The organism is Pseudomonas sp. NPDC090233 (genome assembly GCF_044772285.1).
Lineage (GTDB): Bacteria > Pseudomonadota > Gammaproteobacteria > Pseudomonadales > Pseudomonadaceae > Aquipseudomonas.
On sequence record NZ_JBIVYQ010000002.1, the window covers coordinates 346843 to 370199 of the forward strand.

23 protein-coding genes are annotated in these 23357 nt (G+C 62.6%); 15 read left to right on the plus strand and 8 right to left on the minus strand.

What is annotated here, in order from left to right; genetic code table 11:
* Positions 1-8 precede the first annotated feature (8 nt).
* A complete protein-coding gene (locus tag ACIQUF_RS06065; RefSeq protein ID WP_403129457.1) occupies positions 9-740 on the minus strand; it encodes an SDR family oxidoreductase in 732 nt (243 codons plus the stop codon).
* Positions 741-828: 88 nt separating this feature from the next.
* On the opposite strand from ACIQUF_RS06065, the gene ACIQUF_RS06070 reads away from it, so the two are divergent.
* Positions 829-1392 (plus strand): TetR/AcrR family transcriptional regulator, encoded by a 564-nt coding sequence (locus ACIQUF_RS06070; RefSeq protein ID WP_403129459.1) that lies wholly within the window; start codon positions 829-831, stop codon positions 1390-1392.
* The gene (locus ACIQUF_RS06075) at positions 1379-1972 is read left to right on the plus strand and encodes a DUF4157 domain-containing protein (RefSeq protein WP_403129461.1); all 594 of its coding nucleotides are present in this window, start codon (positions 1379-1381) and stop codon (positions 1970-1972) included. Before ACIQUF_RS06070 ends, ACIQUF_RS06075 begins: the two co-directional genes overlap by 14 nt.
* A 45-nt stretch (positions 1973-2017) precedes the next feature.
* Here the strand turns inward: ACIQUF_RS06075 and ACIQUF_RS06080 are convergent, their stop codons facing one another.
* Complete coding sequence (locus ACIQUF_RS06080; protein ID WP_403129462.1) at positions 2018-3010, minus strand: bile acid:sodium symporter family protein; 993 nt, start codon at positions 3008-3010, stop codon at positions 2018-2020.
* Between the two features lie 119 nt (positions 3011-3129).
* Here ACIQUF_RS06080 and ampC point away from each other — a divergent pair, with 119 nt between their 5' ends.
* Both ampC and ACIQUF_RS06090 read left to right on the plus strand, forming a co-directional pair.
* The gene (ampC, locus tag ACIQUF_RS06085) at positions 3130-4278 is read left to right on the plus strand and encodes a class C beta-lactamase (RefSeq protein WP_403129464.1); all 1149 of its coding nucleotides are present in this window, start codon (positions 3130-3132) and stop codon (positions 4276-4278) included.
* A 299-nt stretch (positions 4279-4577) separates the two neighbouring features.
* On the plus strand, positions 4578-4910 hold the full coding sequence (locus ACIQUF_RS06090) for a hypothetical protein (protein ID WP_400803356.1): 333 nt from the start codon (positions 4578-4580) through the stop codon (positions 4908-4910).
* A gap of 57 nt (positions 4911-4967) precedes the next feature.
* On the opposite strand, the gene ACIQUF_RS06095 is transcribed toward ACIQUF_RS06090, so the two are convergent.
* The 4 genes from ACIQUF_RS06095 to ACIQUF_RS06110 all read right to left on the minus strand — a co-directional run bounded on the left by ACIQUF_RS06095 (position 4968) and on the right by ACIQUF_RS06110 (position 6998).
* Positions 4968-5267 carry a hypothetical protein gene (locus ACIQUF_RS06095; protein WP_403129466.1) on the minus strand — a complete coding sequence of 100 codons (300 nt, stop codon included), beginning with the start codon at positions 5265-5267 and terminating at the stop codon, positions 4968-4970.
* 142 nt (positions 5268-5409) lie between these two features.
* Positions 5410-5598 (minus strand): hypothetical protein, encoded by a 189-nt coding sequence (locus tag ACIQUF_RS06100; protein ID WP_400803352.1) that lies wholly within the window; start codon positions 5596-5598, stop codon positions 5410-5412.
* 140 nt (positions 5599-5738) lie between these two features.
* Positions 5739-6059, minus strand: a complete 321-nt coding sequence (locus ACIQUF_RS06105; RefSeq protein ID WP_400803349.1) for a YbjQ family protein — start codon at positions 6057-6059, stop codon at positions 5739-5741.
* A gap of 51 nt (positions 6060-6110) precedes the next feature.
* On the minus strand, positions 6111-6998 hold the full coding sequence (locus ACIQUF_RS06110; protein ID WP_403129469.1) for an EamA family transporter: 888 nt from the start codon (positions 6996-6998) through the stop codon (positions 6111-6113).
* 233 nt (positions 6999-7231) lie between these two features.
* Here ACIQUF_RS06110 and ACIQUF_RS06115 point away from each other — a divergent pair, with 233 nt between their 5' ends.
* The 9 genes from ACIQUF_RS06115 (at position 7232) to ACIQUF_RS06155 (ending at position 18179) form a co-directional block, all read left to right on the plus strand.
* Complete coding sequence (locus tag ACIQUF_RS06115) at positions 7232-8629, plus strand: purine-cytosine permease family protein (RefSeq protein WP_403129470.1); 1398 nt, start codon at positions 7232-7234, stop codon at positions 8627-8629.
* A 62-nt stretch (positions 8630-8691) separates the two neighbouring features.
* A complete protein-coding gene (locus tag ACIQUF_RS06120; protein ID WP_403129473.1) occupies positions 8692-9285 on the plus strand; it encodes a sugar O-acetyltransferase in 594 nt (197 codons plus the stop codon).
* Between the two features lie 69 nt (positions 9286-9354).
* Positions 9355-10410 carry a GlxA family transcriptional regulator gene (locus ACIQUF_RS06125; RefSeq protein WP_403129475.1) on the plus strand — a complete coding sequence of 352 codons (1056 nt, stop codon included), beginning with the start codon at positions 9355-9357 and terminating at the stop codon, positions 10408-10410.
* Between the two features lie 83 nt (positions 10411-10493).
* Positions 10494-11699, plus strand: coding sequence for an NAD(P)/FAD-dependent oxidoreductase (locus tag ACIQUF_RS06130; protein WP_403129477.1), 1206 nt, complete (start codon positions 10494-10496; stop codon positions 11697-11699).
* A 212-nt stretch (positions 11700-11911) separates the two neighbouring features.
* Positions 11912-12751: a glutathione-dependent disulfide-bond oxidoreductase gene (yghU, locus tag ACIQUF_RS06135; protein ID WP_403129480.1), complete on the plus strand. Its 840-nt coding sequence runs from the start codon at positions 11912-11914 to the stop codon at positions 12749-12751.
* 137 nt (positions 12752-12888) lie between these two features.
* Entirely contained in the window at positions 12889-14592 is a 1704-nt protein-coding gene (locus ACIQUF_RS06140) for an amidase (protein ID WP_403129482.1), read from the plus strand.
* A gap of 87 nt (positions 14593-14679) precedes the next feature.
* Positions 14680-15597 carry a pyridoxal-phosphate dependent enzyme gene (locus tag ACIQUF_RS06145; RefSeq protein WP_403129484.1) on the plus strand — a complete coding sequence of 306 codons (918 nt, stop codon included), beginning with the start codon at positions 14680-14682 and terminating at the stop codon, positions 15595-15597.
* Positions 15598-15803: 206 nt separating this feature from the next.
* Positions 15804-16901: a carboxynorspermidine decarboxylase gene (locus tag ACIQUF_RS06150; RefSeq protein ID WP_403129486.1), complete on the plus strand. Its 1098-nt coding sequence runs from the start codon at positions 15804-15806 to the stop codon at positions 16899-16901.
* Positions 16902-16934: 33 nt separating this feature from the next.
* Positions 16935-18179 carry a saccharopine dehydrogenase family protein gene (locus ACIQUF_RS06155; protein WP_400803328.1) on the plus strand — a complete coding sequence of 415 codons (1245 nt, stop codon included), beginning with the start codon at positions 16935-16937 and terminating at the stop codon, positions 18177-18179.
* Between the two features lie 49 nt (positions 18180-18228).
* Here ACIQUF_RS06155 and ACIQUF_RS06160 read toward each other — a convergent pair whose 3' ends face one another.
* Together ACIQUF_RS06160 and mqo are read right to left on the minus strand one after the other, a co-directional pair.
* Positions 18229-19275 (minus strand): class I SAM-dependent methyltransferase, encoded by a 1047-nt coding sequence (locus ACIQUF_RS06160; protein ID WP_403129488.1) that lies wholly within the window; start codon positions 19273-19275, stop codon positions 18229-18231.
* A 152-nt stretch (positions 19276-19427) separates the two neighbouring features.
* Positions 19428-21005, minus strand: coding sequence for a malate dehydrogenase (quinone) (mqo, locus tag ACIQUF_RS06165; RefSeq protein ID WP_403129490.1), 1578 nt, complete (start codon positions 21003-21005; stop codon positions 19428-19430).
* 141 nt (positions 21006-21146) lie between these two features.
* Between mqo and ACIQUF_RS06170 the strand changes: the two genes are divergently transcribed.
* Together ACIQUF_RS06170 and ACIQUF_RS06175 are read left to right on the plus strand one after the other, a co-directional pair.
* Entirely contained in the window at positions 21147-22367 is a 1221-nt protein-coding gene (locus tag ACIQUF_RS06170; protein WP_403129492.1) for a putative DNA modification/repair radical SAM protein, read from the plus strand.
* Complete coding sequence (locus ACIQUF_RS06175; RefSeq protein ID WP_403129493.1) at positions 22358-23200, plus strand: TIGR03915 family putative DNA repair protein; 843 nt, start codon at positions 22358-22360, stop codon at positions 23198-23200. The genes ACIQUF_RS06170 and ACIQUF_RS06175 overlap by 10 nt, the downstream gene beginning before the upstream one ends.
* The last annotated feature ends 157 nt before the right edge of the window (positions 23201-23357 follow it).

The window sequence follows — 23357 nt, forward strand, 5'->3', positions numbered from 1 at the left end:
GTCGGGGCTTACCAACGCTCCATCCACGGGCGCAGGTCCAGTTCGAAGGTCCAGGCATCGCGTGGCTGTGCGTGCAGGAACCAGTAGCTGTCGGCGATGTGCGCGGGGTCGAGAATGCCGTCCTGATCCTTGAGCGCATAGCGCTCAGGGAAACTGTCGCGGATGAAGGCGGTGTCGATGGCACCATCCACCACCACATGAGCAACGTGGATATTGCGCGGCCCCAACTCCCGCGCCATGCTCTGCGCCAAGGCACGCAGGCCGTGCTTGGCCCCGGCGAAGGCGGCAAAGCCAGCCGCCCCTCGTGTGCCGGCGGTGGCGCCGGTGAACAAAATAGTGCCGCGCTCACGGACCACCATGCGCCGCGCTACCGCCTGTGCGGTGAGGAAGCCGGCAAAGCACGCCATTTCCCAGATCTTGAAGTACTTGCGCGGGGTTTCTTCGAGAATGCTGCACGGTACATTCGCGCCGATATTGAAGACAAAGGCTTCAATGGGGCCGATATCACGCTCGATGGTTTCGACCAGTTGCGCGACCTCGTCTTCTTTGCGCGCATCCGAACCGAAGCCGTGGGCTTGCCCGCCTGCAGCGCGGATCTCATCCACCAGCGGCTGCAGTTTCTCGGCCTGACGGCGGGTGACGCAGACGATATACCCCTCACGGGCAAAGCGCTTGGCGATTTCGCCGCCGGTGGCATCCCCCGCACCAATCACCAGCACCACTTTTTGTTGTTCTGTCATGCGCGCCTCCATTGATGAATGATCGTTTAGTAAACGAACGCTATGTTATGATCACCGCCATCGTCAAGCCAGCGTTCAGAGGTTTCCGGTGCGCTACTCCACCGATCACAAGCAACAGACTCGCGACAAGCTGCTGGCCAGCAGCGGCGCACTGGCCAAGCGCGGGGGGTTTGCCAGCACCGGCGTCGCTGGGCTGATGAAAGCCATCGGCCTGACCGGCGGTGCGTTCTACAACCACTTCCCGTCCAAGGACGACCTGTTTACCGAAGTGGTCCGTCAGGAGCTCTGCAACAGCCCGCTGGCCCGCCTGGCCAACCAGGGCGCCAGCCGCGAGCGCCTGGCGCGCTGCCTGCAGCAGTATCTGAGCCTGGCGCACCTGCACAATGCCGAGGGCGGCTGCCCACTGCCGCCCCTGGGCGTGGAGATCGCCCGGGCCGAACGGCCAGTGCGCGAAGAAGTCGAGCACTGGCTGGTGGAGCTGCACACGGCCTGGAGCCGGACATTGGAAGACGAGGCGCTGGCCTGGGTATTGATCAGCCAATGCGTCGGGGCGCTGGTGGTCGGGCGCATGCTGGCCACTGAGGCGGTTCAGACGCAGGTGCTGGACGCCAGCCGCAGCTTCGTCGACAGGGCGCTGAATGAGAGCCGCTAGCCTGCTGTGTGCCCTGCTCCTGAGTTCCGCAGCCCACGCCGAGCAAGCTTGCCCGCCTGGGCAATACCAGGTCTGCCTGATGGGCTGTTTCTGTGCGCCCATCGACCCCGGCCAGGCAGGTCAGGTGCTCAAGGACGTCGAAGTCATGGCCTCCAGCAGCCTGGCCTTCGCCCTGCGCCAGGCCCGTGACGAGGCAACGGCCAGCGGCAGCCAATCGATCCCGCTGCATATCCGTGCCCAACTCGAACCCTGGTATGACTTTGCCGTGCTCGATGCTGCGCGCTATCGGGTGGGTGACGAACAGCAGATCAGCGCCGCCAACGCCATGCTGCAAAACCCGGATGTGAATGCGGTGACCTTGATCGACACGATCATCTTCCGGCATGCCGGCGATGCCGAGGACAATGTGGCGCTGTGGGCGCACGAGCTCAAGCATGTGCAGCAGTATCAGGAATTGGGGGTGGAGGAATTCGCCCGGCGCTATACGCGTAATTACGAGGAACTGGAGGGGCCGGCTTACAAAATCGAAGCCGAGGTGAGCAAGGCATTGCGCCAGCGTAGTTCCGGGCAGGCTCGATAGTCTGTACCGGCCCGCTAAGGGGCCGGTATCAGTGACACAGGTTACTCAGGTAGACGCCGGGGAAACCTTGCCCTCCTCCTCGCGGCTGGCATACCGCTGCGCCAACACCGCGCACACCATCAACTGAATCTGATGGAACAGCATCAGCGGCAAGATCATCGCCCCGATTCCACTCCCTACGAACAGCACCTGCGCCATCGGCACGCCGGTCGCCAGGCTCTTCTTGGAGCCGGCAAACAGGATGGTGATGCGGTCTTCAAGATTGAAGCCGAACGCTTTGCCCAGCAGGCGCGTACCGAACAGCACCACCGCCAGCAGAATGCCGCAGACGGCGAACAATCCCGCCAGATGCTGTGGCGATACCGTGTGCCACAAGCCCGTGACCACCGCCTCGCTGAACGCGGTGTAGACCACCAGCAGGATCGAGCCCTGGTCCACCACTTTGAGCCAGCGCGCATTGCGCTTGACCCAGGCACCGATCCAGCGCCGCGCGATCTGCCCGGCGACGAAGGGCACCAGCAACTGCAGGGTGATCTTCAGCACCGCATCCAGACCCGAGCCAGTATCGCCACTGGCACCCAGCAACATCATCACCAGCAGCGGGGTCAGGAAGATACCGATCAGGCTGGAGGCCGCCGCGCTGCAGATGGCCGCCGGCACGTTGCCACGCGCCAACGAAGTGAACGCAATGGCTGATTGCACGGTGGCCGGCAAGGCGCACAGATACAGCACACCAAGATACAACTCATTGCCCACCAGCGGCACGAACAGCGGCTTGAACGCCAGGCCCAGCAGCGGGAACAGCACGAAGGTGCAGGAGAACACCAGCAGGTGCAGGCGCCAATGCCCGGCTCCGGCGATAATCGCCTCACGCGATAGCTTGGCACCGTGCAGGAAGAACAACAGGCCGATGGCAAGGTTGGTCAGCCAGCCGAAATACACCGCGCCGTCGCCCGAGCAGGGCAGCACGGTGGCGATCAGCACGACCCCGAGCAAGGCCAAGGTGAAGTTGTCGAACAACATGCGCAAATACTTCATGAACATTTCCATCTTGTCGTTGTGCAGGGGCAGACGATAAGGTCTGAGGTTTTTTCCTGCTAACGCCGGAACCCCCACCGGTGTCGCCCAACGGACACATACCCGAAAAGGAACCTTGCATGCCCCTCGTTCGCCTCGCGTCGCTCACCGCCGCCACGGCTTTGGCGTTGAGTACGACTTTTGTACACGCGGCTGACCCACTGCAGCGGCGAGTCGACGAAGTCATCCGCCCACTGATGCAGGATCAGGGAATCGCTGGCATGGCCGTAGCGTTGTATGCCAATGGCCAGGCGCACTATTTCAACTATGGCGTGGCCAGCAAGGCCGATAATCAACCCGTCAGCGCAAATACGCTGTTCGAGATCGGTTCGCTGAGCAAGACCTATACCGCCACCCTCGCCGCTTTGGCCAGCGCCGAAGGCAAGCTTGACCTCTACGCCCCAGCCCAGCGCTACCAACCCGCTCTGGCTGGCACGCCGCTAGGCAAAGCCAGCGTGCTCGAGTTGGGTGCTTACAGCGCCGACTGCCTGCCTTTGCAGTTCCCCGATACAGTGAAAACCGACGAGCAGGCGTTGGACTTTTTCCGCAACTGGCAGCCCAAGAGTGAACACGGCACCCAGCGTTGCTACTCGAACCCGAGCCTGGGGCTGTTCGGCGATCTGGCCGCACGCGCACAGCAGAAGCCATTCGCCGAGTTGATGACCCAAGGCCTATTGCCGCAAATGGGCCTGAAGCACACCTATCTGGAGGTTCCCGCCGATGCGCAAGGCCTCTACGCACAAGGTTACGATGCCCAGGATCGCCCGGTACGGGTCAGCCCAGGCCCCTATGCAGACCAGGCCTACGGCATCAAGACCAGCTCCAGTGACCTGCTGCGCTACGTGCGCCTGCACATGCAGCCGGACGAACTGCCACCCGCCCTGAGAAAGGCGGCTGCCCTCACCCAGGCCGGTTATTTCCAGGTCGGGGCGATGACCCAAGGCTTGGGCTGGGAACGCTACCCCTACCCTGTCGCACTCGACACCCTGGTCGATGGCAACAGCCCCCGGCTTATCCGCGAGCCACAGGCCACGCAGCGCCTCGCCCCCGCCCTGCCAGCGCTTCGCGCAGCCTGGTACAACAAGACCGGCTCCACCAATGGTTTTGGGGCCTATGCCGTGTTCATCCCCGCCGCAGGCAAGGCTATTGTCCTACTCGCCAATCGCAATTATCCCAACGAAGAACGCGTGCGCGCAGCCTACCGAATCCTGTCGAGCATAGACCGCTGACAGGCCCTTATAGGGGATTGTCGGACAATATGTAGTGACTAAAAATATTCACTACAAAACCATTGACGCCGCCAATTGCCCTTGGGCATGATGAGGCCGTCTCCCCGATCGGGAGCGGTGGCAAGGGTGTTCCAGGCGGCTTGCGCGGTAACGCAGGCCGCCCGTGGAGAGGGAACTGTCCAAAAGGCAGGTGTAAGAAAGCCCCTGTTGCGATGCTGCTGTAGCAGCCTTGGTAGTGCGCTACATGCTGTGGCGCCAACTGTGAAAATCACCAACAAAAAATGGGTAATGGGGGCTTTATGATGAACTTGAACAACAATCCGACCATCGACCAACTGGCCCAACTGTTCGCCGCGCGCAAAGACAGCCTCGACGACCACCTGCTGTGGGTCAACCAGACCGGCGAAGTGCGCCTCGACCGCCTGCCGCCGAATACGGTCGAAGATGAATTTGAAGCGCACCTGCCCAGCATGCGCGCCCGCTTCAAGGTCTACCGCCGTGGCCAGGGCTACGTCGGCAAGAAGGCCGCCGCCGACACCGAGTTCGTCGGCCGTGTGCTGCAGACCCTGCAACAAGAATGGCCCGCCGCCCGTGAGCGGCAGGCAGTCAAGGTGATCGAGCCGCTCAACTGACGCGTCATTGAGCAGCCACACCACTTCCTGAGCTCGGCCCACATAGGCCGGGCTTTTTCATGCCTGCCGACGCTGGCGCTGCGGCAATGCCAGCGCGCCGGTCGCCAGCGCCCTGGCCCGGTCGACACCCCACACCAGGGCACGGGTCATGGTCTCGCCGGGCCGTGCCGGGTAGTACTCTTCCACCAGCGCCTTGCCGTCCTGGCCATATAACCCGAGGAACAACTGGGTGGCACCGAGCCTCGAAAGGCGCACCTGCACATCGAGGGTGGTACCGTCACTCAATGCTTCATCGTGGCTGCGGCTGTGCAATTGCGCATCGGCCCACTGCCAATAGGTTTCTTCCCTGACTCGCATGGAAAAACACACCTCCTTTCCTGAGATAGCGTCAGAAAAGCACACCGGCATCGATTCGGCGAGCGCAACCCATCGATGCCATGAGCAGGATCAACCCTAGCCAACAAAAACCCCGCCAGAGGGCGGGGTAATGTGAACGGGATCACTTTTTCAACGGAATTCTCGGCGTGAAGCGGCCCTTTTTGCTGCGCTGCAAATGTGCCGGTTGCAGCTGTTCCGAATCGTCCAGGGTCATGTGCCCAAAGCCCAGGCGAAATGCCGCCTGACCGCAACGTACCTGGCTGTTGATCGGGAACGCATCATTCATGTCTTCGAAAAAGGACTCACTCATGCCCTGTTCTCCCTTCAGTGGCGACCGCGCCGGCCTGTGCAACTTTGCCTGGAAAAACGCGATCCGTGAAAGTGAGACTAGCCGGTCACATGCAGACTGCCTGGCCAAATTCACCAGAGCCGACCAGTGGCACTTCGCCTTTATTTCAAGCGCACAGCCGTGCCCGTGGCGAACACAACCACCATGCCGCCCTGCACCGAGGGCATGCTGATTTCAAAGTCGACGCCCACCACCGCATCGGCTTGCAACTGCCGTGCCCGCACTTTCAACTCTTCGGTGGCCTGCTCGCGGGCCTCACGCAGCGCGCTCTCCAGCGTTTGTGAGCGGCCGCCGAAGAAGTCGCGAAAACGTGCGAAGAAATCGCGCACGAAGTTGATACCCTGCACTGATTCAGAGCTGACCACGCCAAGGTATTCGGCGATCGGGCGGCCTTCGAGCTGGCTGGTGGTAGAGATGATCATCGGGAGGCTCCGCTGGCTTGGCAAAAGAGCCAAGTCTAACAAAGCCTTCGATCAGCTTGCGCTCGCCGCCCGCAACCGCTGCGTAAGTTTTGGCCCGAACACATTGACCAGCAACCCCAGCATGACCAACAGCGCACCCCACCCCTGCACCGCCGTCAGCCGCTCACCCAGTAACCAGGCCGAAGAACTCAACCCGATCACCGGCACCAGCAAGGAGAACGGCGCCACCTTGCCCGCAGGGTGGCGCGACAGCAGTTTGCTCCACAGGCTGTAGCCAAGCATGGTGGCGACAAACGCCAGGTAGATCAGCGCCAGCACCGAACTCCAGCCGATATTGGCCAGCGCATGGCCAATCCGCTCCGGCCCTTCCAGCCACCAGGACAAGGCCAGAAACGGCAGCGGAGGAATCAACCCGCCCCAGATCACCAATGCCACCAGGTCAACCGAACCGAAACGGCGGGTGATGATGTTGCCCATGCCCCACATGGCGCCTGCGCACAGGGTCAGCAACAACGCCACCAGCGGGACATGGCCGCTGTCTTCGCTGCCGATCAACGCCAGCCCACTGGCCGCCACCAGTAACCCCAGCACACTCGCCGGGCGCAGTCGCTCCCCCAGAAACATTGCAGCGAAGCCGAGGGTGAAGAAGGCCTGGGACTGCAGCACCAATGACGCCAACCCCGGCGGCATGCCGCTGTACATGGCCTGGAACAGAAAAGCGAATTGGCCCAGGGAGATGGTGGCACCGTAGGCGATCAACCAGCGCCATGGCAAATTCGGCCGTTTGACCAGCAGGACGGCAGGAAACGCGACCAGCAGAAAGCGCAATGCCCCCAGCAGCATCGGCGGCAGGCCATCGAGGCCAACCTTGATGACTACGAAATTGACTCCCCAGGCGACGATCACCACCAGGGCGATCAGCAGGTCCTTGAGCGGCATTGCAGCTTCCTTCTTCAGGCGTTCTAGACATATTTCGTAACAGCATAAGGCCATTTTCGAACACGGGACCAGCACAGTTCCGGCCAACCCTTGCGCAACAGTAGCGCTGTATCAGCGGAAATCGTCCCGCTTGACCGGACTTGTATAGACATGTTCATATCAAGTGGAAACCCGTTGTGCGACGTGCCGCCAACGGCTATCTCCCACACAAAAACAATGAAGCGGAGCCCCCAATGTCCAGCAAATCCGTGCTCGAACGGCGCTCGATCGACTACATCCCCGAAGCTGAACGCCATGGACGGGTGTACAGCCAGTTCACCCTGTGGCTCGGAGCCAACCTGCAGATTACCGCGATCGTCACCGGCGCCCTGGCTGTGGTGCTCGGCGGTGATGTGTTCTGGTCGTTGATCGGCCTGCTGCTCGGGCAGCTGATCGGCGGCGCGGTGATGGCCCTGCATGCCGCCCAGGGCCCACGCCTGGGCCTGCCGCAAATGATTTCCAGCCGGGTGCAATTTGGCGTGTACGGCGCGGCGATCCCGATGGTGCTGGTGTGCCTGATGTACCTGGGTTTCACCGCCACGGGCACGGTGTTGTCCGGGCAGGCCATCGGCCAGTTGCTCAGCGTCAGCGACAGCACCGGCATCCTCATCTTCGCCGCCGTGATCGTCCTCGCCACCCTGGCCGGATACCGGGTCATCCACTGGATCGGGCGGGTGGCCAGCGTGCTCGGCATCATCGCCTTCGTCTATCTGTTCAGCCGCATCCTGATGCTCGCCGACATTGGCCAGTTGCTCGACAACCGCCACTTCAGCTGGGCATCGTTCCTGCTGGCCGTGTCGCTGGCGGCGTCCTGGCAGATCGCCTTCGGTCCGTACGTGGCCGATTATTCGCGCTACCTGCCGCGCAACACTTCGCCGGTCAAGACCTTCCTCGCCGCCGGCCTGGGCTCGGTAATCGGTGCCCAGGCCTCTATGGTCCTCGGTGTGTTCGCCGCTGCCATCGCCGGCGGTCAGTTCACCGGGCGCGAAGTGGCGTATATCGTCGGCCTGGGTGGCGCGGGTACTACTGCGGCGCTCCTGTACTTCTGCATCGCCTTCGGCAAGGTGACCATCTCGACGCTGAACTCCTATGGCAGCTTCATGTGCATCGCCACCATCATCAGCGGCTTTCGTGGCCACCTGACGATCAGCCGCACTCAGCGCCTGGTGTTCGTGCTGGCCATCGTCGGTGCCGCCACCTTGGTGGCCTTGCTCGGCCAGCACTCGTTCCTCACCGCGTTCAAGTCGTTCATCCTGTTCCTGCTGACCTTCTTCGTGCCCTGGAGCGCGGTGAACCTGGTGGACTACTACTTCATCACCAAGGAACGCTACGACATCCCTGCCCTGGCCGACCCGGAAGGCCGCTATGGCCGGTGGAACTGGCCGGGGATTTGCGTGTACACCGTTGGCGTGCTGATCCAGATGCCGTTCATCGACACCAAACTGTACACCGGGCCGATGGTCGCCCATCTGGGCGGCGTGGACGTGTCCTGGCTGATCGGCCTGGTGGTGCCGAGCGTGTTGTACTACTGGGTGGCACGGCGCCGCGCCGCTGATGCACCGCCCAGCCTGATCGTGCCGCAGGCACACTGAAGTTGATGCGAAGGAGGCCTGGTGCGTATGGTGGGCCGTTGCCCCACCTTGAAGAGGAACAGATGCCAGACCTTGAATCGCAACTGAGCCAGATCCGCCAAGGCCAAATCTACAATGACCTCACTCCCGAACTGATTGCAGCTCGGGAGCAGGCGGTATTGCTGACGAACCAGTACAACAATGCATTCTCCAGGCCTGCTGGCGAGCGCGAGGAAATCCTGCGGCAATTGCTGGGCAGCATGGGCACCGCCGTACATTTCGAGCCCACGTTTCGCTGTGAGTTTGGCCTCCACATTCATATCGGCAGCAATTTCTACGCGAACTTCGACTGCGTCATGCTCGATGGCGGCGGCATCACCATCGGTGACAACGTGCTACTGGGGCCGCGTGTCGGCATCTACACATCCAACCATGCGATAGACCCGGCCGAACGCGCAGCGGGTGCTTGCTTTGCCAGGCCGGTGAACATTGGCAACCGGGTCTGGATTGGCGCAGGCGTGCACGTGAACCCAGGGGTGACCATTGGCGATGGGGCCATCATCGGCTCCGGGAGTGTCGTGACGTCGGATATTCCCCCCAACGTGATCGCAGCGGGTGTTCCCTGCCGCGTATTGCGCCCCATTACCGAAGCAGACAAGACCGGCTACACACCTTGAAAAGCTGACGGTTGCCTAAGCCCTGCGAGGCCGCACATACTGCTGTTTTGGCGCTGCACAGGCACGACCATGACCGATATCGCAGGCCAGCTGGAACCACCGCTCAAGCCTGTCGACCATCCACGGGTGGTGGTCTTCGTCGCCTACGAGGCCATGGGCCTGCTCGACCTCAGTGGCGCGCAAACCGTGTTCTGGGCAGCCACCAAGGCCATGGCCGAGCGCGGCTTGCCAGGTTACCGCCTGCACACCGCCAGCCTCGAAGGGGGCTTGCAGCCAACCGCCGAAGGCCTCAGCGTGGCCACCGAACGCCTGGATGATGTCATGGCTCAGGCCGTCGACACGCTGATCGTGCCCGGTGCCCCGGACATCATCCGCGCCCTGCCCGGCCATGGCCCGCTGGTCGCCTGGCTGCGCCGCGCCAGCCTGCACGCCAAGCGTACCGCCTCGGTGTGCAGCGGCACCTTTCTGCTGGCCAGCGCCGGCCTGCTCGACGGCCGCCGCGCCGCCACCCACTGGGCGATGTGCGAGGTGCTGCGGCGCGACTTCCCGGCGGTGCAGGTGGACCACGAATCGATCTTCGTCCAGCAAGGCACGGTGTGGACCTCGGCAGGCGTGAGCGCCGGCATCGACATGGCCCTGGCGCTGGTCGAACTGGACTGCGGCCGCGACGTGGCGATGCAGGTGGCACGCGAGCTGGTGGTGTTCCTCAAGCGCCCTGGCGGCCAGGCGCAATTCAGCGAACTGCTCAAGGTGCAGGGCCAGGACTGTGCCGAGTTCGAGGCCCTGCACCTGTGGCTCAACGACCACCTGGGCGACCCGCAGCTGACCGTCGAGCGCATGGCCGAACAGGCGCACATGAGCCTGCGCAACTTCACCCGGGTGTACAAACTCAAGACTGGCCGCACCCCGGCCAAGGCCATGGAGCTGTTCCGCCTGGAAGCTGCACGACGCCAGTTGGAAAATACCGACAAACACATCGATCAGGTCGCCCGGCAATGCGGTTTCGGTGGCGAAGAACGCATGCGACTGGCTTTCCAGCGCCACCTGGCAGTGACCCCTCGCGACTACCGCGCACGCTTCGCCCGTAGCGTACCGCTGGCCGAAATTCAGGGTTCTTTGGCCTAGGGTGTGGTGCTTCGTCGCCCGTAGCATCGTTGTCCGCAAACAAGGGCTACCTTGTTCTATCCGGACCTTCCAGGAGCACAACGATGAAAAACATCCTGATCATTGGCGCAGGCTTCGCAGGCCTGTGGAGCGCACTCAGCGCCATCCGCCAACTGGACTTGCATGACCGCAAGGATGTAACGGTGACATTGCTTGCGCCGCAGGCCGAATTGCATGTGCGCCCACGCTTCTACGAACCCGAAGTGCATACCATGGCCGCCCCGCTGCAGGAGCTGTTTGAAGCGGTGAACGTGCGTTTCGTACAAGGCACGGCATTCAAGATCGATGAAGACAGCAAGCAGGTGAAGTACCGCACTCAGAGTGGTACAGAATGCGAACTGGGCTATGACCGCCTGATCATGGCCTGCGGCAGCGTGCTCAACCGGCCAGCCATGGTCGGCATCGAGCATGTCTTCGATGTCGACAAGATCGACAGCGCCGCGCGCCTCGAAACTCACCTCAAGTCGCTGGTCAATCTGCCCGACTCGCCAGCGCGCAATACCGTGGTCATTGCTGGCGGCGGCTTCACCGGTATTGAAACCGCCACCGAACTCCCATCGCGGTTGCGCAAGATCCTGGGTGATGGAACACCGCTGCGCGTGGTGGTGATCGACCGTGGCGCGAAGATTGGTGCCGCCCTCGGCGACGGCATTCGCCCGGCCATCGAAGAGGCATCCAGGGAGCTCGGTATCGAATGGATCTGCGGCGCCACCGTGGCCTCGGTGGACCGCGACGGTGTGCTGCTGGACAACGGCCAGCGCATCGACGCACAAACCGTGATATGGACCGTGGGCTTCAAGGCCAACCCACTGACCGAGCAGATCAGCGGCGAACGCGACCGCCAGGGTCGCCTGCATGTGGACGGCAACCTCAAAGTCAAGGGCAACGATGCGGTGTATGCGGCCGGTGATGTGGCGTATGCGGCGTGTGACGAGGTGGGCAACTACGCCGTGATGTCCTGCCAGCACGCCATTCCACTGGGGCGCTACGCTGGCAACAACGCCGCTGCCGAACTGATCGGCGTGGCGCCGATGACCTACAGCCAGCCCAAATACGTGACTTGCCTCGACCTCGGCGCCTGGGGCGCGGTGTACACCGAGGGCTGGGAGCGTACGGTGTCGCCGCCGACTGACAAGGCCGAGGCCAAGGTGCTGAAGTCGCAGATCAACTCGGTCTGGATTTACCCGCCAGCGGCCAATGATCGTGCAGCGGCACTGGCAGCCGCGGACCCGACCATTCCGGTAGCCTGATTATCGGGCCTGTAGGAGCGGCTTCAGCCGCGATCACCGGCGAAGCCGGTGCCATCCACCGCGTCGTTTGAATCGCGGATGAATCCGCTCCTACAGAGATCGCGACAGACAGTTGCACCGCCTATGCATTTGCACATCGCCCAGAACCCATGGCATAGATGCAGGTCCAGTCTGTACATGACCCGCATTTCGCCCTTCAAGGAGTTCCAGGCATGAGCAAGCCCCCCTACGTCCCGCCCAAGGTATGGCGCAACGACGCAGCCTCCGGCGGCCAGTTCGCCAGCATCAACCGCCCGATCGCCGGCCCTACCCATGACAAGGCGTTGCCCGTCGGCGAGCAGCCGCTGCAGCTCTACTCCCTGGCGACCCCCAACGGCGTCAAGGTCACCATTCTCCTTGAAGAACTGCTCGCCCTTGGCCACAAAGGCGCCGAGTACGATGCCTGGCTGATTCGCATCGGTGAAGGCGATCAATTCTCCAGCGGCTTCGTGTCGGTAAACCCCAATTCGAAGATCCCCGCGCTGCTCGACCGCAGCGTCGAGCCGCCGGTACGGGTATTCGAATCGGGCTCGATCCTGCTGTACCTGGCCGAGAAATTCGGCGCCTTCCTGCCAAAGGATCCCGCCGCACGCACCGAAAGCTTGAACTGGCTGTTCTGGCAGATGGGTTCGGCGCCCTACCTGGGCGGTGGTTTCGGCCATTTCTATGTGTACGCGCCGGAGAAAATCGAATACGCCATCAACCGCTTCACCATGGAAGCCAAGCGTCAGCTCGACGTGCTTGAGCGCCGCCTGGTGCAAAGTCGCTACCTGGGTGGCGACGAATACAGCATTGCCGACATCGCCGTCTGGCCATGGTACGGGCAACTGGTGCGCGGCAACCTGTATGGCGCTGCGGAATTTCTCGCGGTAGAGGAGTATCCGCACGTGCAGCGCTGGGCTGAAGAAATTGCTCAACGGCCAGCCGTGCAACGGGGCACGCGGGTCAACCGCACCTGGGGTGATGAAGGCACTCAGGTACCTGAACGGCATTCGGCGGCCGATCTGGACTGATGCAAACGGGGCCGCGTTGCGGCCCCAACAATGCCCGGTTGCAAAAAACCATTTGCCCCCGCGCAAACCTGCGCCCCCGGTGCCCTTCTTGTACACTCCTCGCAAAAGCCCCCACCTGCACAATTTTTGGTGAAAGCATGATCGAGGTAACCGAGGTTTCCATTGCCGAGCTGCGCGACGCGCTCGCAGCAGGCCGCACGACGGCGGTCGAGCTGGTCAAGGCCTACCTGGCGCGCATCGACGCCTACGATGGAGCCGATACCGCCACTGCCTTGAACGCCGTGGTAGTGCGCAATCCAGAAGCACTCAAGGAGGCCGAAGCCTCCGACGCCCGCCGCGCCCGTGGCGAACTGCTCGGCCCGCTCGACGGCATCCCCTACACCGCCAAGGACAGCTACCTGGTCAAAGGCCTGACCGCCGCTTCCGGCAGCCCGGCGTTCAAGGACCTGGTCGCCCAGCGCGACGCCTTCACCGTCGAGCGCCTGCGTGCCGGCGGCGCCATCTGCCTGGGCAAGACCAACATGCCACCCATGGCCAACGGTGGTATGCAGCGCGGCGTCTATGGCCGCGCCGAAAGCCCGTACAACGCCAACTACCTGACCGCACCCTTCGCCTCTGGCTCGTCCAACGGCGCCGGTACTGCCACCGCGGCCAGCTTCAGCGCCTTCGGCCTGGCCGAAGAAACCTGGTCGAGCGGCCGTGGCCCTGCTTCGAACAATGGCCTGTGCGCCTACACACCATCGCGCGGGGTGATCTCGGTGCGTGGCAACTGGCCGCTGACGCCGACCATGGACGTGGTGGTGCCGTACGCCCGGACCATGGCCGACCTGCTGGAAATCCTCGATGTAGTGGTCGCCGACGATGCCGACAAGCGTGGCGACCTGTGGCGTCTGCAGCCTTGGGTGCCGATCAAGGCCGCCTCCGAAGTGCGTCCGAAGTCCTACCTGGGCCTGGCAGCCGATGCCAGCTCGCTCAAGGGCAAGCGTTTCGGCGTGCCGCGCATGTACATCAACGCCGATGCCCAGGCGGGCACCTCCGAAAAGCCTGGCATCGGCGGCCCGACCGGCCAGCGCATCAACACCCGCGCCAGCGTCATCGACCTGTGGAAGCAAGCGCGTCAGGCCTTGGAAGCAGCGGGTGCCGAAGTGCTGGAAGTGGACTTCCCGCTGGTGTCCAATTGCGAAGGCGACCGCCCTGGCGCACCGACCGTGTACAACCGTGGCATCGTCAGCAAGGAATTCCTCCACGACGAACTGTGGGAGTTGTCTGGCTGGGGCTTCGATGACTTCCTGCGCGCCAACAACGATCCCAAGCTCAACCGCCTGGCCGACGTCGATGGCCCGCAGATCTTCCCCCACGACCCGGGCACCCTGCCCAACCGTGAGGATGACCTGGCAGCGGGCATGGACGAATACGTCAACATGGCCAAGCGCGGCCTGAAGACCTGGGACCAGATCGAAACCCTGCCCGACGGCCTGCGCGGCCTTGAAGCCACCCGCAAGCTGGACCTGGAAGACTGGATGGACGTCCAAGGCCTGGACGCGGTGCTGTTCCCCACCGTAGCCGACGTGGGGCCGGCCGATGCCGACGTCAACCCAGCCTCGGCGGACATCGCCTGGAGCAACGGTATCTGGGTCGCCAACGGCAACCTCGCCATTCGCCACCTGGGCGTGCCGACCGTCACTGTGCCGATGGGCGTCATGGCTGACATCGGCATGCCGGTGGGGCTGACCTTTGCCGGCAAGGCGTATAGCGACAATCAACTGCTGAGCTTCGCTGCAGCATTCGAGTCGACCGGCTCGCGCCGCATCGTCCCCCCGCGTACCCCCGCGCTGGCGTGACCGTCCTGGCCACATCGCCGGCTTGCCGGCGATGGGGCCAACTGGTATGACATCCTTCTTTTCGCATCACGCAAATGGAAGGCTGACATGACCCTGCATATTCACACTCCCCTGATCGAATCCCGCCCGCTGTCGCTGGCTGCCGGCCGTGCGGTCTGGCTCAAGCTCGATGCCCTGCAGCCCTGCGGCTCGTTCAAGCTACGCGGGGTGGGCCATGCCTGCGAAGTCCATCACTCCCGTGGCGCCCGCCACTTCGTATCCTCGTCGGGTGGCAACGCCGGCCTGGCGGTGGCCTATGCCGGTCGCAAGCTGGGCGTGCCGGTGACCGTAGTGGTACCGGAGACGACAACCGAACGTGCCAAGGAGCTGTTGCAACAAGAAGACGCCAAGGTGATCGTGCATGGCAGCTCCTGGCAGGAGGCCAATGCCCTGGCACAGACCTTGGTCGGGCCTGACGATGCCTTCATTCACCCGTTCGATGATCCGCTGCTGTGGGCGGGGCATGCCAGCCTGGTCGATGAAGTCGCGGCCAGCGGGTACAAGCCCGATGCGGTGGTGCTGTCGGTCGGCGGTGGCGGCTTGCTCAGTGGCGTGGTCGAAGGCCTCAAGCGCAATGGCTGGGACGACGTGCCGGTGTTGGCGGTAGAAACTGAAGGGGCCGCCTCGCTGCATGCTGCGGTGCAGGCCGGCCACCCGGTGGAGCTGGAGCGTCTCACATCGGTAGCGACCTCGCTGGGCGCCAAGCGCGTTGCTGACCAGGCGTTGGCTTGCGTGCGTGAACATCCGGTGCACAGCGTGCTGGTCAGTGATCGCGCGGCGCTGGAGGCGTGCGAGCGCTTCTTGGCTGACCATCGGGTGTTGGTGGAGCCGGCCTGTGGCGCGGCGCTGGCGTTGGCTTATGAGGCTGATAAGTTGCACGGCTACGAGAATGTGCTGATCGTGGTTTGCGGGGGCGCTACGGCGACATTGGGGCAGATTCAGGCCTGGTTGAAGCAGGCCGACTGAGATCGACTCATCGGATTCTCGTTCATTTCCAAAGCCGGTGATTAGGATGGTCACACAGGCCTGTTCCAATGAGCCCGTCACATTGGGAAAAAATCCCGCCCAACGGTATCGACTACGACGAAATGCCTATCTCGCCCTTTCGATCTGCAGCAAGTGAAGGCACAATGCGTGTCCTTTTTTTGGCCGGCCTGGCCGGGGGCCTTTAAATGATCAAGACGCCGTACTACCTCATCGATAAAACCAAGCTGCTGAGCAACATGGAGAAGATCGCCTACGTGCGTGAACACTCCGGTGCCAAGGCGCTGCTCGCCCTCAAGTGCTTCGCCACCTGGTCGGTATTCGACCTGATGCAGCAGTACATGGACGGCACCACTTCTTCGTCGCTGTACGAGCTCAAGCTCGGCCGCCAGAAGTTCGCCGGCGAGACCCACGCTTACAGCGTGGCCTGGGCCGACGACGAGGTCGAGGAAATGCTCGAAAACTGCGACAAGATCATCTTCAACTCGATCGGCCAGCTGCAGCGCTTTGCCGAACAGTCCGAAGGCAAGGTCCGCGGCCTGCGCGTCAACCCACAGGTGAGCAGCTCCGACTACCTGCTGGCCGACCCGGCCCGCCCGTTCAGCCGCCTCGGCGAGTGGGACCCGGAGAAGATCGAGAAGGTCATCGGGCAGATCTCCGGCTTCATGTTCCACAACAACTGCGAGAACGGTGACTTCGGCCTGTTCGACAAGATGCTCACGCACATCGAAGAACGCTTCGGCCACCTGCTGCACAAGGTCGAGTGGGTCAGCCTGGGTGGCGGCATCCACTTCACCGGTGAAGACTATGCAGTCGATGCCTTCTGCGCACGCCTGAAAGCCTTCTCGCAAACGTACGGCGTACAGGTCTACCTGGAGCCGGGCGAAGCGGCCATCACCAACAGCGCCTCGCTGGAAGTGACCGTGCTCGACACCCTGTACAACGGCAAACACCTGGCCGTGGTCGACAGCTCCATCGAAGCTCACCTGCTCGACCTGCTGATCTACCGCCTCAACGCCAAGATGGCCCCCAACGATGGCGAGCACACCTACATGGTCTGCGGCAAATCGTGCCTGGCCGGTGACATCTTCGGCGAGTACCAATTCGATCGTCCGCTGGCCATCGGCGATCGCCTGTCGTTCATCGACACGGCGGGCTACACCATGGTCAAGAAAAACTGGTTCAACGGTTTGAAGATGCCGTCCATCGCGGTCAAGCAACTCGACGGCAGCGTCGAAGTGGTGCGCGAGTTCGGTTTCGAAGACTACGTTTCCAGCCTGTCGTAAGACAGGCCTTTAAAGTAAGGAGCTAAAGGTAAATTGAAGAAGAACGTTCTTATCATTGGTGCAGGAGGTGTCGCCAAGGTGGTGGCCCACAAGTGCGCGCAGCACAACGACGAACTCGGTCGTATCGCTATCGCGTCACGGAACATCTCCAAATGCCAGGCCATCATCGACAGCGTCAAGGCCAAGGGTAGCCTCAAGGTACCCGCCGACATCCAGGCCTTCTCGCTTAATGCCCTCGATGTCGAGGCGACCAAGGCACTGATCCGCGAGACCGAATCGCAGATCGTGATCAACGTCGGCTCCGCCTTCCTCAACATGTCTGTGCTGCGTGCCTGCATCGATACCGGTGTCGCCTACCTGGACACCGCGATTCACGAAGAACCGGGCAAGATCTGCGAGACGCCGCCCTGGTACGGCAACTACGAGTGGAAACACCTCGAAGAATGCCAAGAGAAGAACATCACCGCCATTCTTGGTGTCGGTTTCGACCCGGGTGTGGTGAACAGCTACGCAAAACTGGCGCAGCAACAGTATTTCGACAGCATTGATTCGATCGATATTCTCGACGTCAATGCTGGGTCCCATGGCAAGTACTTCGCCACCAACTTCGACCCGGAAATCAACTTCCGCGAGTTCACCGGGCAAGTCTGGAGCTGGCAGAACAGCCAGTGGACCAGCAACACCATGTTCGAAGTCAAGCGTACCGACGACCTGCCAGTGGTGGGTTCGCAGAACCTGTACCTGACCGGTCACGACGAGGTCCACTCGATCTCGAAGAACCTGAACGTGCCGAACGTGCGCTTCTGGATGAGCTTCGGCGAGCACTACATCAATGTGTTCACCGTGCTGAAGAACCTCGGCCTGCTCTCCGAGCAGCCGGTCAAGACTGCTGAAGGCCTGGAAGTGGTGCCGCTGAAGGTGGTCAAGGCCGTGCTGCCTGACCCAGCTTCGCTGGCCCCGGGCTACACCGGCAAGACCTGTATCGGTGACCTGGTCAAGGGCACCAAGAATGGCCAGCCGCGTGAAGTGTTCATCTACAACGTGGCCGACCACGAAGAAGCCTTTGCCGAGACCGACAGCCAGGGCATTTCCTACACCGCCGGTGTACCGCCAGTGGCTGCGGCCCTGCTGGTCGCCCGTGGCGAGTGGGATGCCAAGCGCATGGTCAACGTCGAGGAACTGCCCGCCGAGCCGTTCCTCAAGGCGCTGGACGTCATGGGGCTGCCGACCCGCGTGAAAGATGAAAAAGGCGATCGTCCTTGGGACGCTGAAGCCTAAGCAACAAGACGAAGGGGCGCCAACACGGCGCCCCTTCTTTTTTGGTCGGTTATTTCCTGGCTTCCAAGATCAGATTGAATGGCGTCTGCGTCGCCCGCCGAAACTGGCTGAACCCCGCTTCCTCGAACACCGCCCGCAAACGCGCTTCTCCCGCCTGGGCGCCCAACCCCAGCCCGACTTCCTGAGACAGCGAATTTGGTGTGCAGATGAACGTCGAAGCCGCATAGAACAGGCGCCCCACCGGTGTCAGGTTGCCGTCCAGCGAATCCTCGGCATAGGGCTCCACCAACATCACCGTGCCGTCAGCCTTCAAGGCCTTGTAAGCATGCCTCGCCGCGCCGACCGGGTCGCCCATGTCGTGCAGGCAGTCGAAAAAGCACACCAGGTCGTGGTCATGCCCCGGATAATCCTTGGCCGAGGCCTGCTGGAAGCTTACCCGTTCCGATACGCCAGCCTCGCGAGCGCGCTCCCGGGCCGTGGTAATCGACGGTGCGTGGTAGTCGTATCCTGTGAACGTGGAGGCTGGAAACGCCTGGGCCATCACCAGCGTCGAAGCGCCATGCCCACAGCCGACATCCGCCACCTTCGCCCCCGCCTGCAGCTTGTCGACCACGCCATCGAGCGCTGGCAACCAGTCCGCCACCAGGAAAGTGCGGTAACCAGGCCGGAAGAACCGCTCGGTGCCGCTGAACATGCACGGATGATGGTCGCCCCAGGCCAGCCCGCCGTCACCCCGCATGGCCGCCACCAGCTTGTCCTTGTCGTGGAACAGCGCGGCCACCACTGCCGCGCCGCCGGCCATATAGGCCGGTGAGTCTTCCGACGCCAGCACCATCGCCTGTTCTTCGGGCAGCACGAAGCTGCCTTTTTCATGAAGCATATAGCCCGATGCAGCTTGAGCGTTGAGCCATTCGCGCACTAACCGTGGATGGCAGCCGGTCTTCGCTGCCAGCGCCTCAGGGGTCAGCGGCTGGCTGTCGGCCATGGCCCGATACAACCCCAGTTCGTCGCCGAGAATTACATTGGCCAGGGTCGCCGCAGCGCCCATGTCGCCGACCAGCTTGCCCATGAAATCGTGAAGCCTTGCCTCGTCCATGACCTGCCCTCCTCTGCAAGAAGGCCACCGTCAGCAAGGGATGTCCGGTCCGGTGAGGCGATGGTCGGATGGATGGTGAGGGCTCGCCGCTGGGGGAGCAGCGGCGGGCTGGTTGTAAGTTTAGTTGTCCTGCTCGATCGGGACGCCCCCAATCACTGTGCATCCCCCGCTACCGGCGGATTCAACTGCAGCACTTCATTGGTGTACGCCCACTCCTTCTGCACCTCATCCGGATGTTCGTTCAGGCGCATGCCATAAGACGGGATGATCTGCCTGATCTTGGCCTGCCACTGCGGCGAAGCCAGCTTGTCCTTGAACACCTTGCCCATCAGGTCCAGCATGATCGGCGGCGCCGTCGAAGCGCCCGGCGAAGCGCCGAGCAGGCCGGCGATGCTGCCGTCCTTGGACGTCACCACCTCAGTGCCCAGCTTGAGTACCCCGCCCTGGTTGTCGTCCTTCTTGATGATCTGCACCCGCTGGCCGGCCTGCCACAGGCGCCAGTCTTCCTTCCTCGCCTCTGGGAAGTAGGTGCGCAAGGCTTCGAAACGATCATCATCCGACTGCAGCACTTGGCCGATCAGGTACTGCACCAGGTCGAACTCACGCACGCCCACGCGCACCATCGGCCAGGTGTTGTGCACGCTGACGCTGGCGAACAGGTCGAGCAACGAGCCCTGCTTGAGGAACTTGGTCGAGAAGGTCGCGAACGGCCCGAACAGGATCATCCGCTTGCCGTCGAGCACGCGGGTATCCAGGTGCGGTACCGACATCGGCGGCGCGCCGGTTGCGGCGATGCCGTAGGCCTTGGCCATGTGGCGCTGGGCGAGGGTCGGGTTGTCGGTGACCAGGAACGAACCACCGACCGGGAAGCCGGCATAGTCCTTGGCCTCATCGATACCCGACTTCTGCAGCAGTGGCAGCGCCGCGCCGCCAGCGCCGATGAACAGGAACTTGGCGTCGGTGCTGGCGGTGTTACCGTCCTTGAGGTTTTTGTACTCGACGTGCCAGGAGCCATCATCATTGCGGGTGATGTGTTCGACCTCGCTGGACAGCTTGAGATCGAAGTTCGGCCGAGTTTTCAGGTAACCCACGTATTGGCGAGTGATCTCACCGAAGTTGACGTCGGTGCCGATCGGCGTCCAGGTCACGGCCAGCTTCTGGTTGGGGTCACGGCCTTCCATCATCAGCGGCACCCACTTGCGGATCTGCTCGTGGTCTTCGGAGTACTGCATGGGCTTGAACAGTGGGCTGGCTTGCAGCGCCTCGTAACGTTTCTTCAGAAACTTGATGTTGTCGTCGCCCCAGACAAAACTCATGTGCGGGGTGGTATTGATGAAGGAATGCGGGTTTTTCAATACACCCTGCTTCACTTGCCAGGCGAGGAACTGGCGGGTGATCTGGAACGATTCATTGATTTCCACCGCCTTGCTGATATCGATCTTGCCGTTCTTTTCTGGGGTGTAGTTGAGCTCCGCCAGGGCCGAGTGGCCCGTACCGGCGTTATTCCAGCCGTTGGAGCTTTCTTCGGCGACCTTGTCCAGGCGCTCGACCATCTGCATGGACCAGCCGGGTTCCAGCTCGTTGAGCCAGACCGCCAGGGTCGAACTCATGATGCCCCCGCCCACCAGCAGCACATCGACCTTCTTGCTCTCGGCGGCCTGGGCATTGAGCATGCCGAAGGCCAGCGCAAGGCCGGCCAGGGCAAGCTTCGACTTGTGCGTGATGTTCATGACGTCTCCCGCTATCCGTAAAGTCCAGCACAAGCTTAGCTGACGGATTTGGTCGGATATTGAGCGCCGTCGATCACCGCCTCTTGCAATCAATCGATTCTCAAAATACTGTATGAATATTCAGTACCATGAGACAGCCCCATGCAGCTCATCGCCAAGCTCGGCATCCTCGCCGACGCCGCCAAATACGACGCTTCCTGCGCCAGCAGCGGCGCGCCCAAGCGCAGCTCGCGCGGCAGCGAAGGCCTGGGCGCGACCGATGGCATGGGCATCTGCCACAGCTACACCCCGGACGGTCGTTGCGTCTCGCTGCTCAAGGTGCTGCTGACCAACTTCTGCCTGTACGACTGCCAATACTGCGTCAACCGCCGCTCCAGCAACGTGCCGCGGGCGCGCTTCACGCCTGAAGAGGTGGTGCGCCTGACCCTGGATTTCTACCGGCGCAACTGCATCAGTGGCTTGTTCCTCAGCTCCGGCATCATTCGCTCGGCCGACTACACCATGGAGCAACTGATCCGCGTCGCCCGCCTGCTGCGCGAGGAGCACAACTTCCGTGGCTATATTCACCTGAAGACGATCCCCGACGCCGACCCGCTGCTGATCGAGGAAGCCGGGCGCCTGGCTGATCGTCTCAGCGTCAACATCGAGCTGCCCACCGATGCCAGCCTCAAGCGGCTGGCCCCGGAAAAGCACACGCACACCATCCGCCAGGCGATGGGCGTGATTCACCAAGGCCAGCAAGCTGTAGCAAACGAGCCGAAAGCACCGCGCTTCACGCCGGCTGGGCAGAGCACCCAGGTGATTGTCGGCGCCGATGCCACCGACGACAGCACCCTTCTGCGCAACGCCGAGTCGCTGTACCAGGGCTACGGCCTCAAGCGCGTGTATTACTCGGCGTTCAGCCCGATCCCCGACAGCCCCAACAGCGTGCCGCTGGCAGCGCCACCGCTGTTGCGCGAGCACCGGCTGTATCAGGCGGATTTCCTGCTGCGCGGATATGGCTACAAAGCCGGAGAGTTGTTGGGGCAAGAAGGTAACCTGGCGCTGGACATCGACCCAAAGCTGGCCTGGGCGCTGGCCAATCGGGACGTGTTCCCACTGGATGTGAACCGTGCCGAACCCGCGCTGCTGGCACGCATCCCCGGTATCGGTCTGCGTAGCGTGCAACGGCTGGTAGCACTGCGCCGAGAGCGACGGGTGCGCTACGACGATCTGATCCAGCTGCGCTGCGTGCTCGACAAGGCGCGGCCCTTCATCATCACCAGTGACTACCGCCCAGCCCAGGGCGAGCTGCGCAGCGGCCTGTTGCGAGCGCGCCTGCGTGAGCCGCAGGCACCGGTGCAGATGGGGCTGTGGGGGTGATCGCGCTCGATTGCGATGACCTGTTCGCCACCTGGCGCGTCCAGGCGCGCACGATGCTCGGCCATGGAATCGACCCAAGTGAGGTGAGCTGGGCGCAGGGGCCGATCGATGACCTGCTGGCGGTGCCGCAACCGCTGCCCGACGGCCCCGGCCCTTTTCGTGCCAAGGTGCCGGCAGCGCTATTGAGCCTGCTGGAGCAAGCCTCGCGTTACCGTGGCGAGCAACGTTGGAACCTCTTGTACGACGTACTCTGGCGAGTAGCCCATGGCGACCGCACGGCGATGCTTGCGGGGGATCGGTTGGGCAGTGAACTGCACCGGCGCATCAAGCAGGTCAGCCGGGAAGCACATCACCTGCATGCGTTCGTGCGTTTCGTGCCATTGCCGAAGGCGCTTGCCGAGCAGCTGCAACTGGATTTGGTGGCTTATCACGAACCGGCCCATGACATTCTGCAGAGTGCCAGCGCGCACTTCGCCGACCGCCTTGGGCGCCAGCGCTGGTTGATCGCAACGCCTCAGGATGGCATTCGCTTCGACGGCGAGCATTTCGATTATCGGCGCAGTTGCCCGGATGCTTGGCGGCAATGGGCACGCAATGCTGATGACCCTGGCGCTGAATTGTGGCTTACCTACTACCGCCATATCTTCAATCCCGCGCGGCTCAATCCGGATGCTCTGCGTCTGCACATGCCCGGGCGGTTCTGGCGGCATTTGCCGGAAGGGATGCTGATCCCGCAGCTTGAGGGGTTGGCGCGCCAGGGCAAACAGCGAGATGGGCAGGCGGTTGAAGTGGCCAGCCAGCGCGGCAAGCAGATCCCCCATCACAACGACTGAACTCGCTAGTGGGAGCGGCTTCAGCCGCGAACACCGGCAGAGCCGGTGCCATCGACCGTGTCGCTTGCTTCGCGGCTAAAGCCGCTCCCACAACATTGAGCGGCTCTAGCTCGCACCCCAAATGTGAAAAAAATGTAAAAAATCTGGCATACCAGAC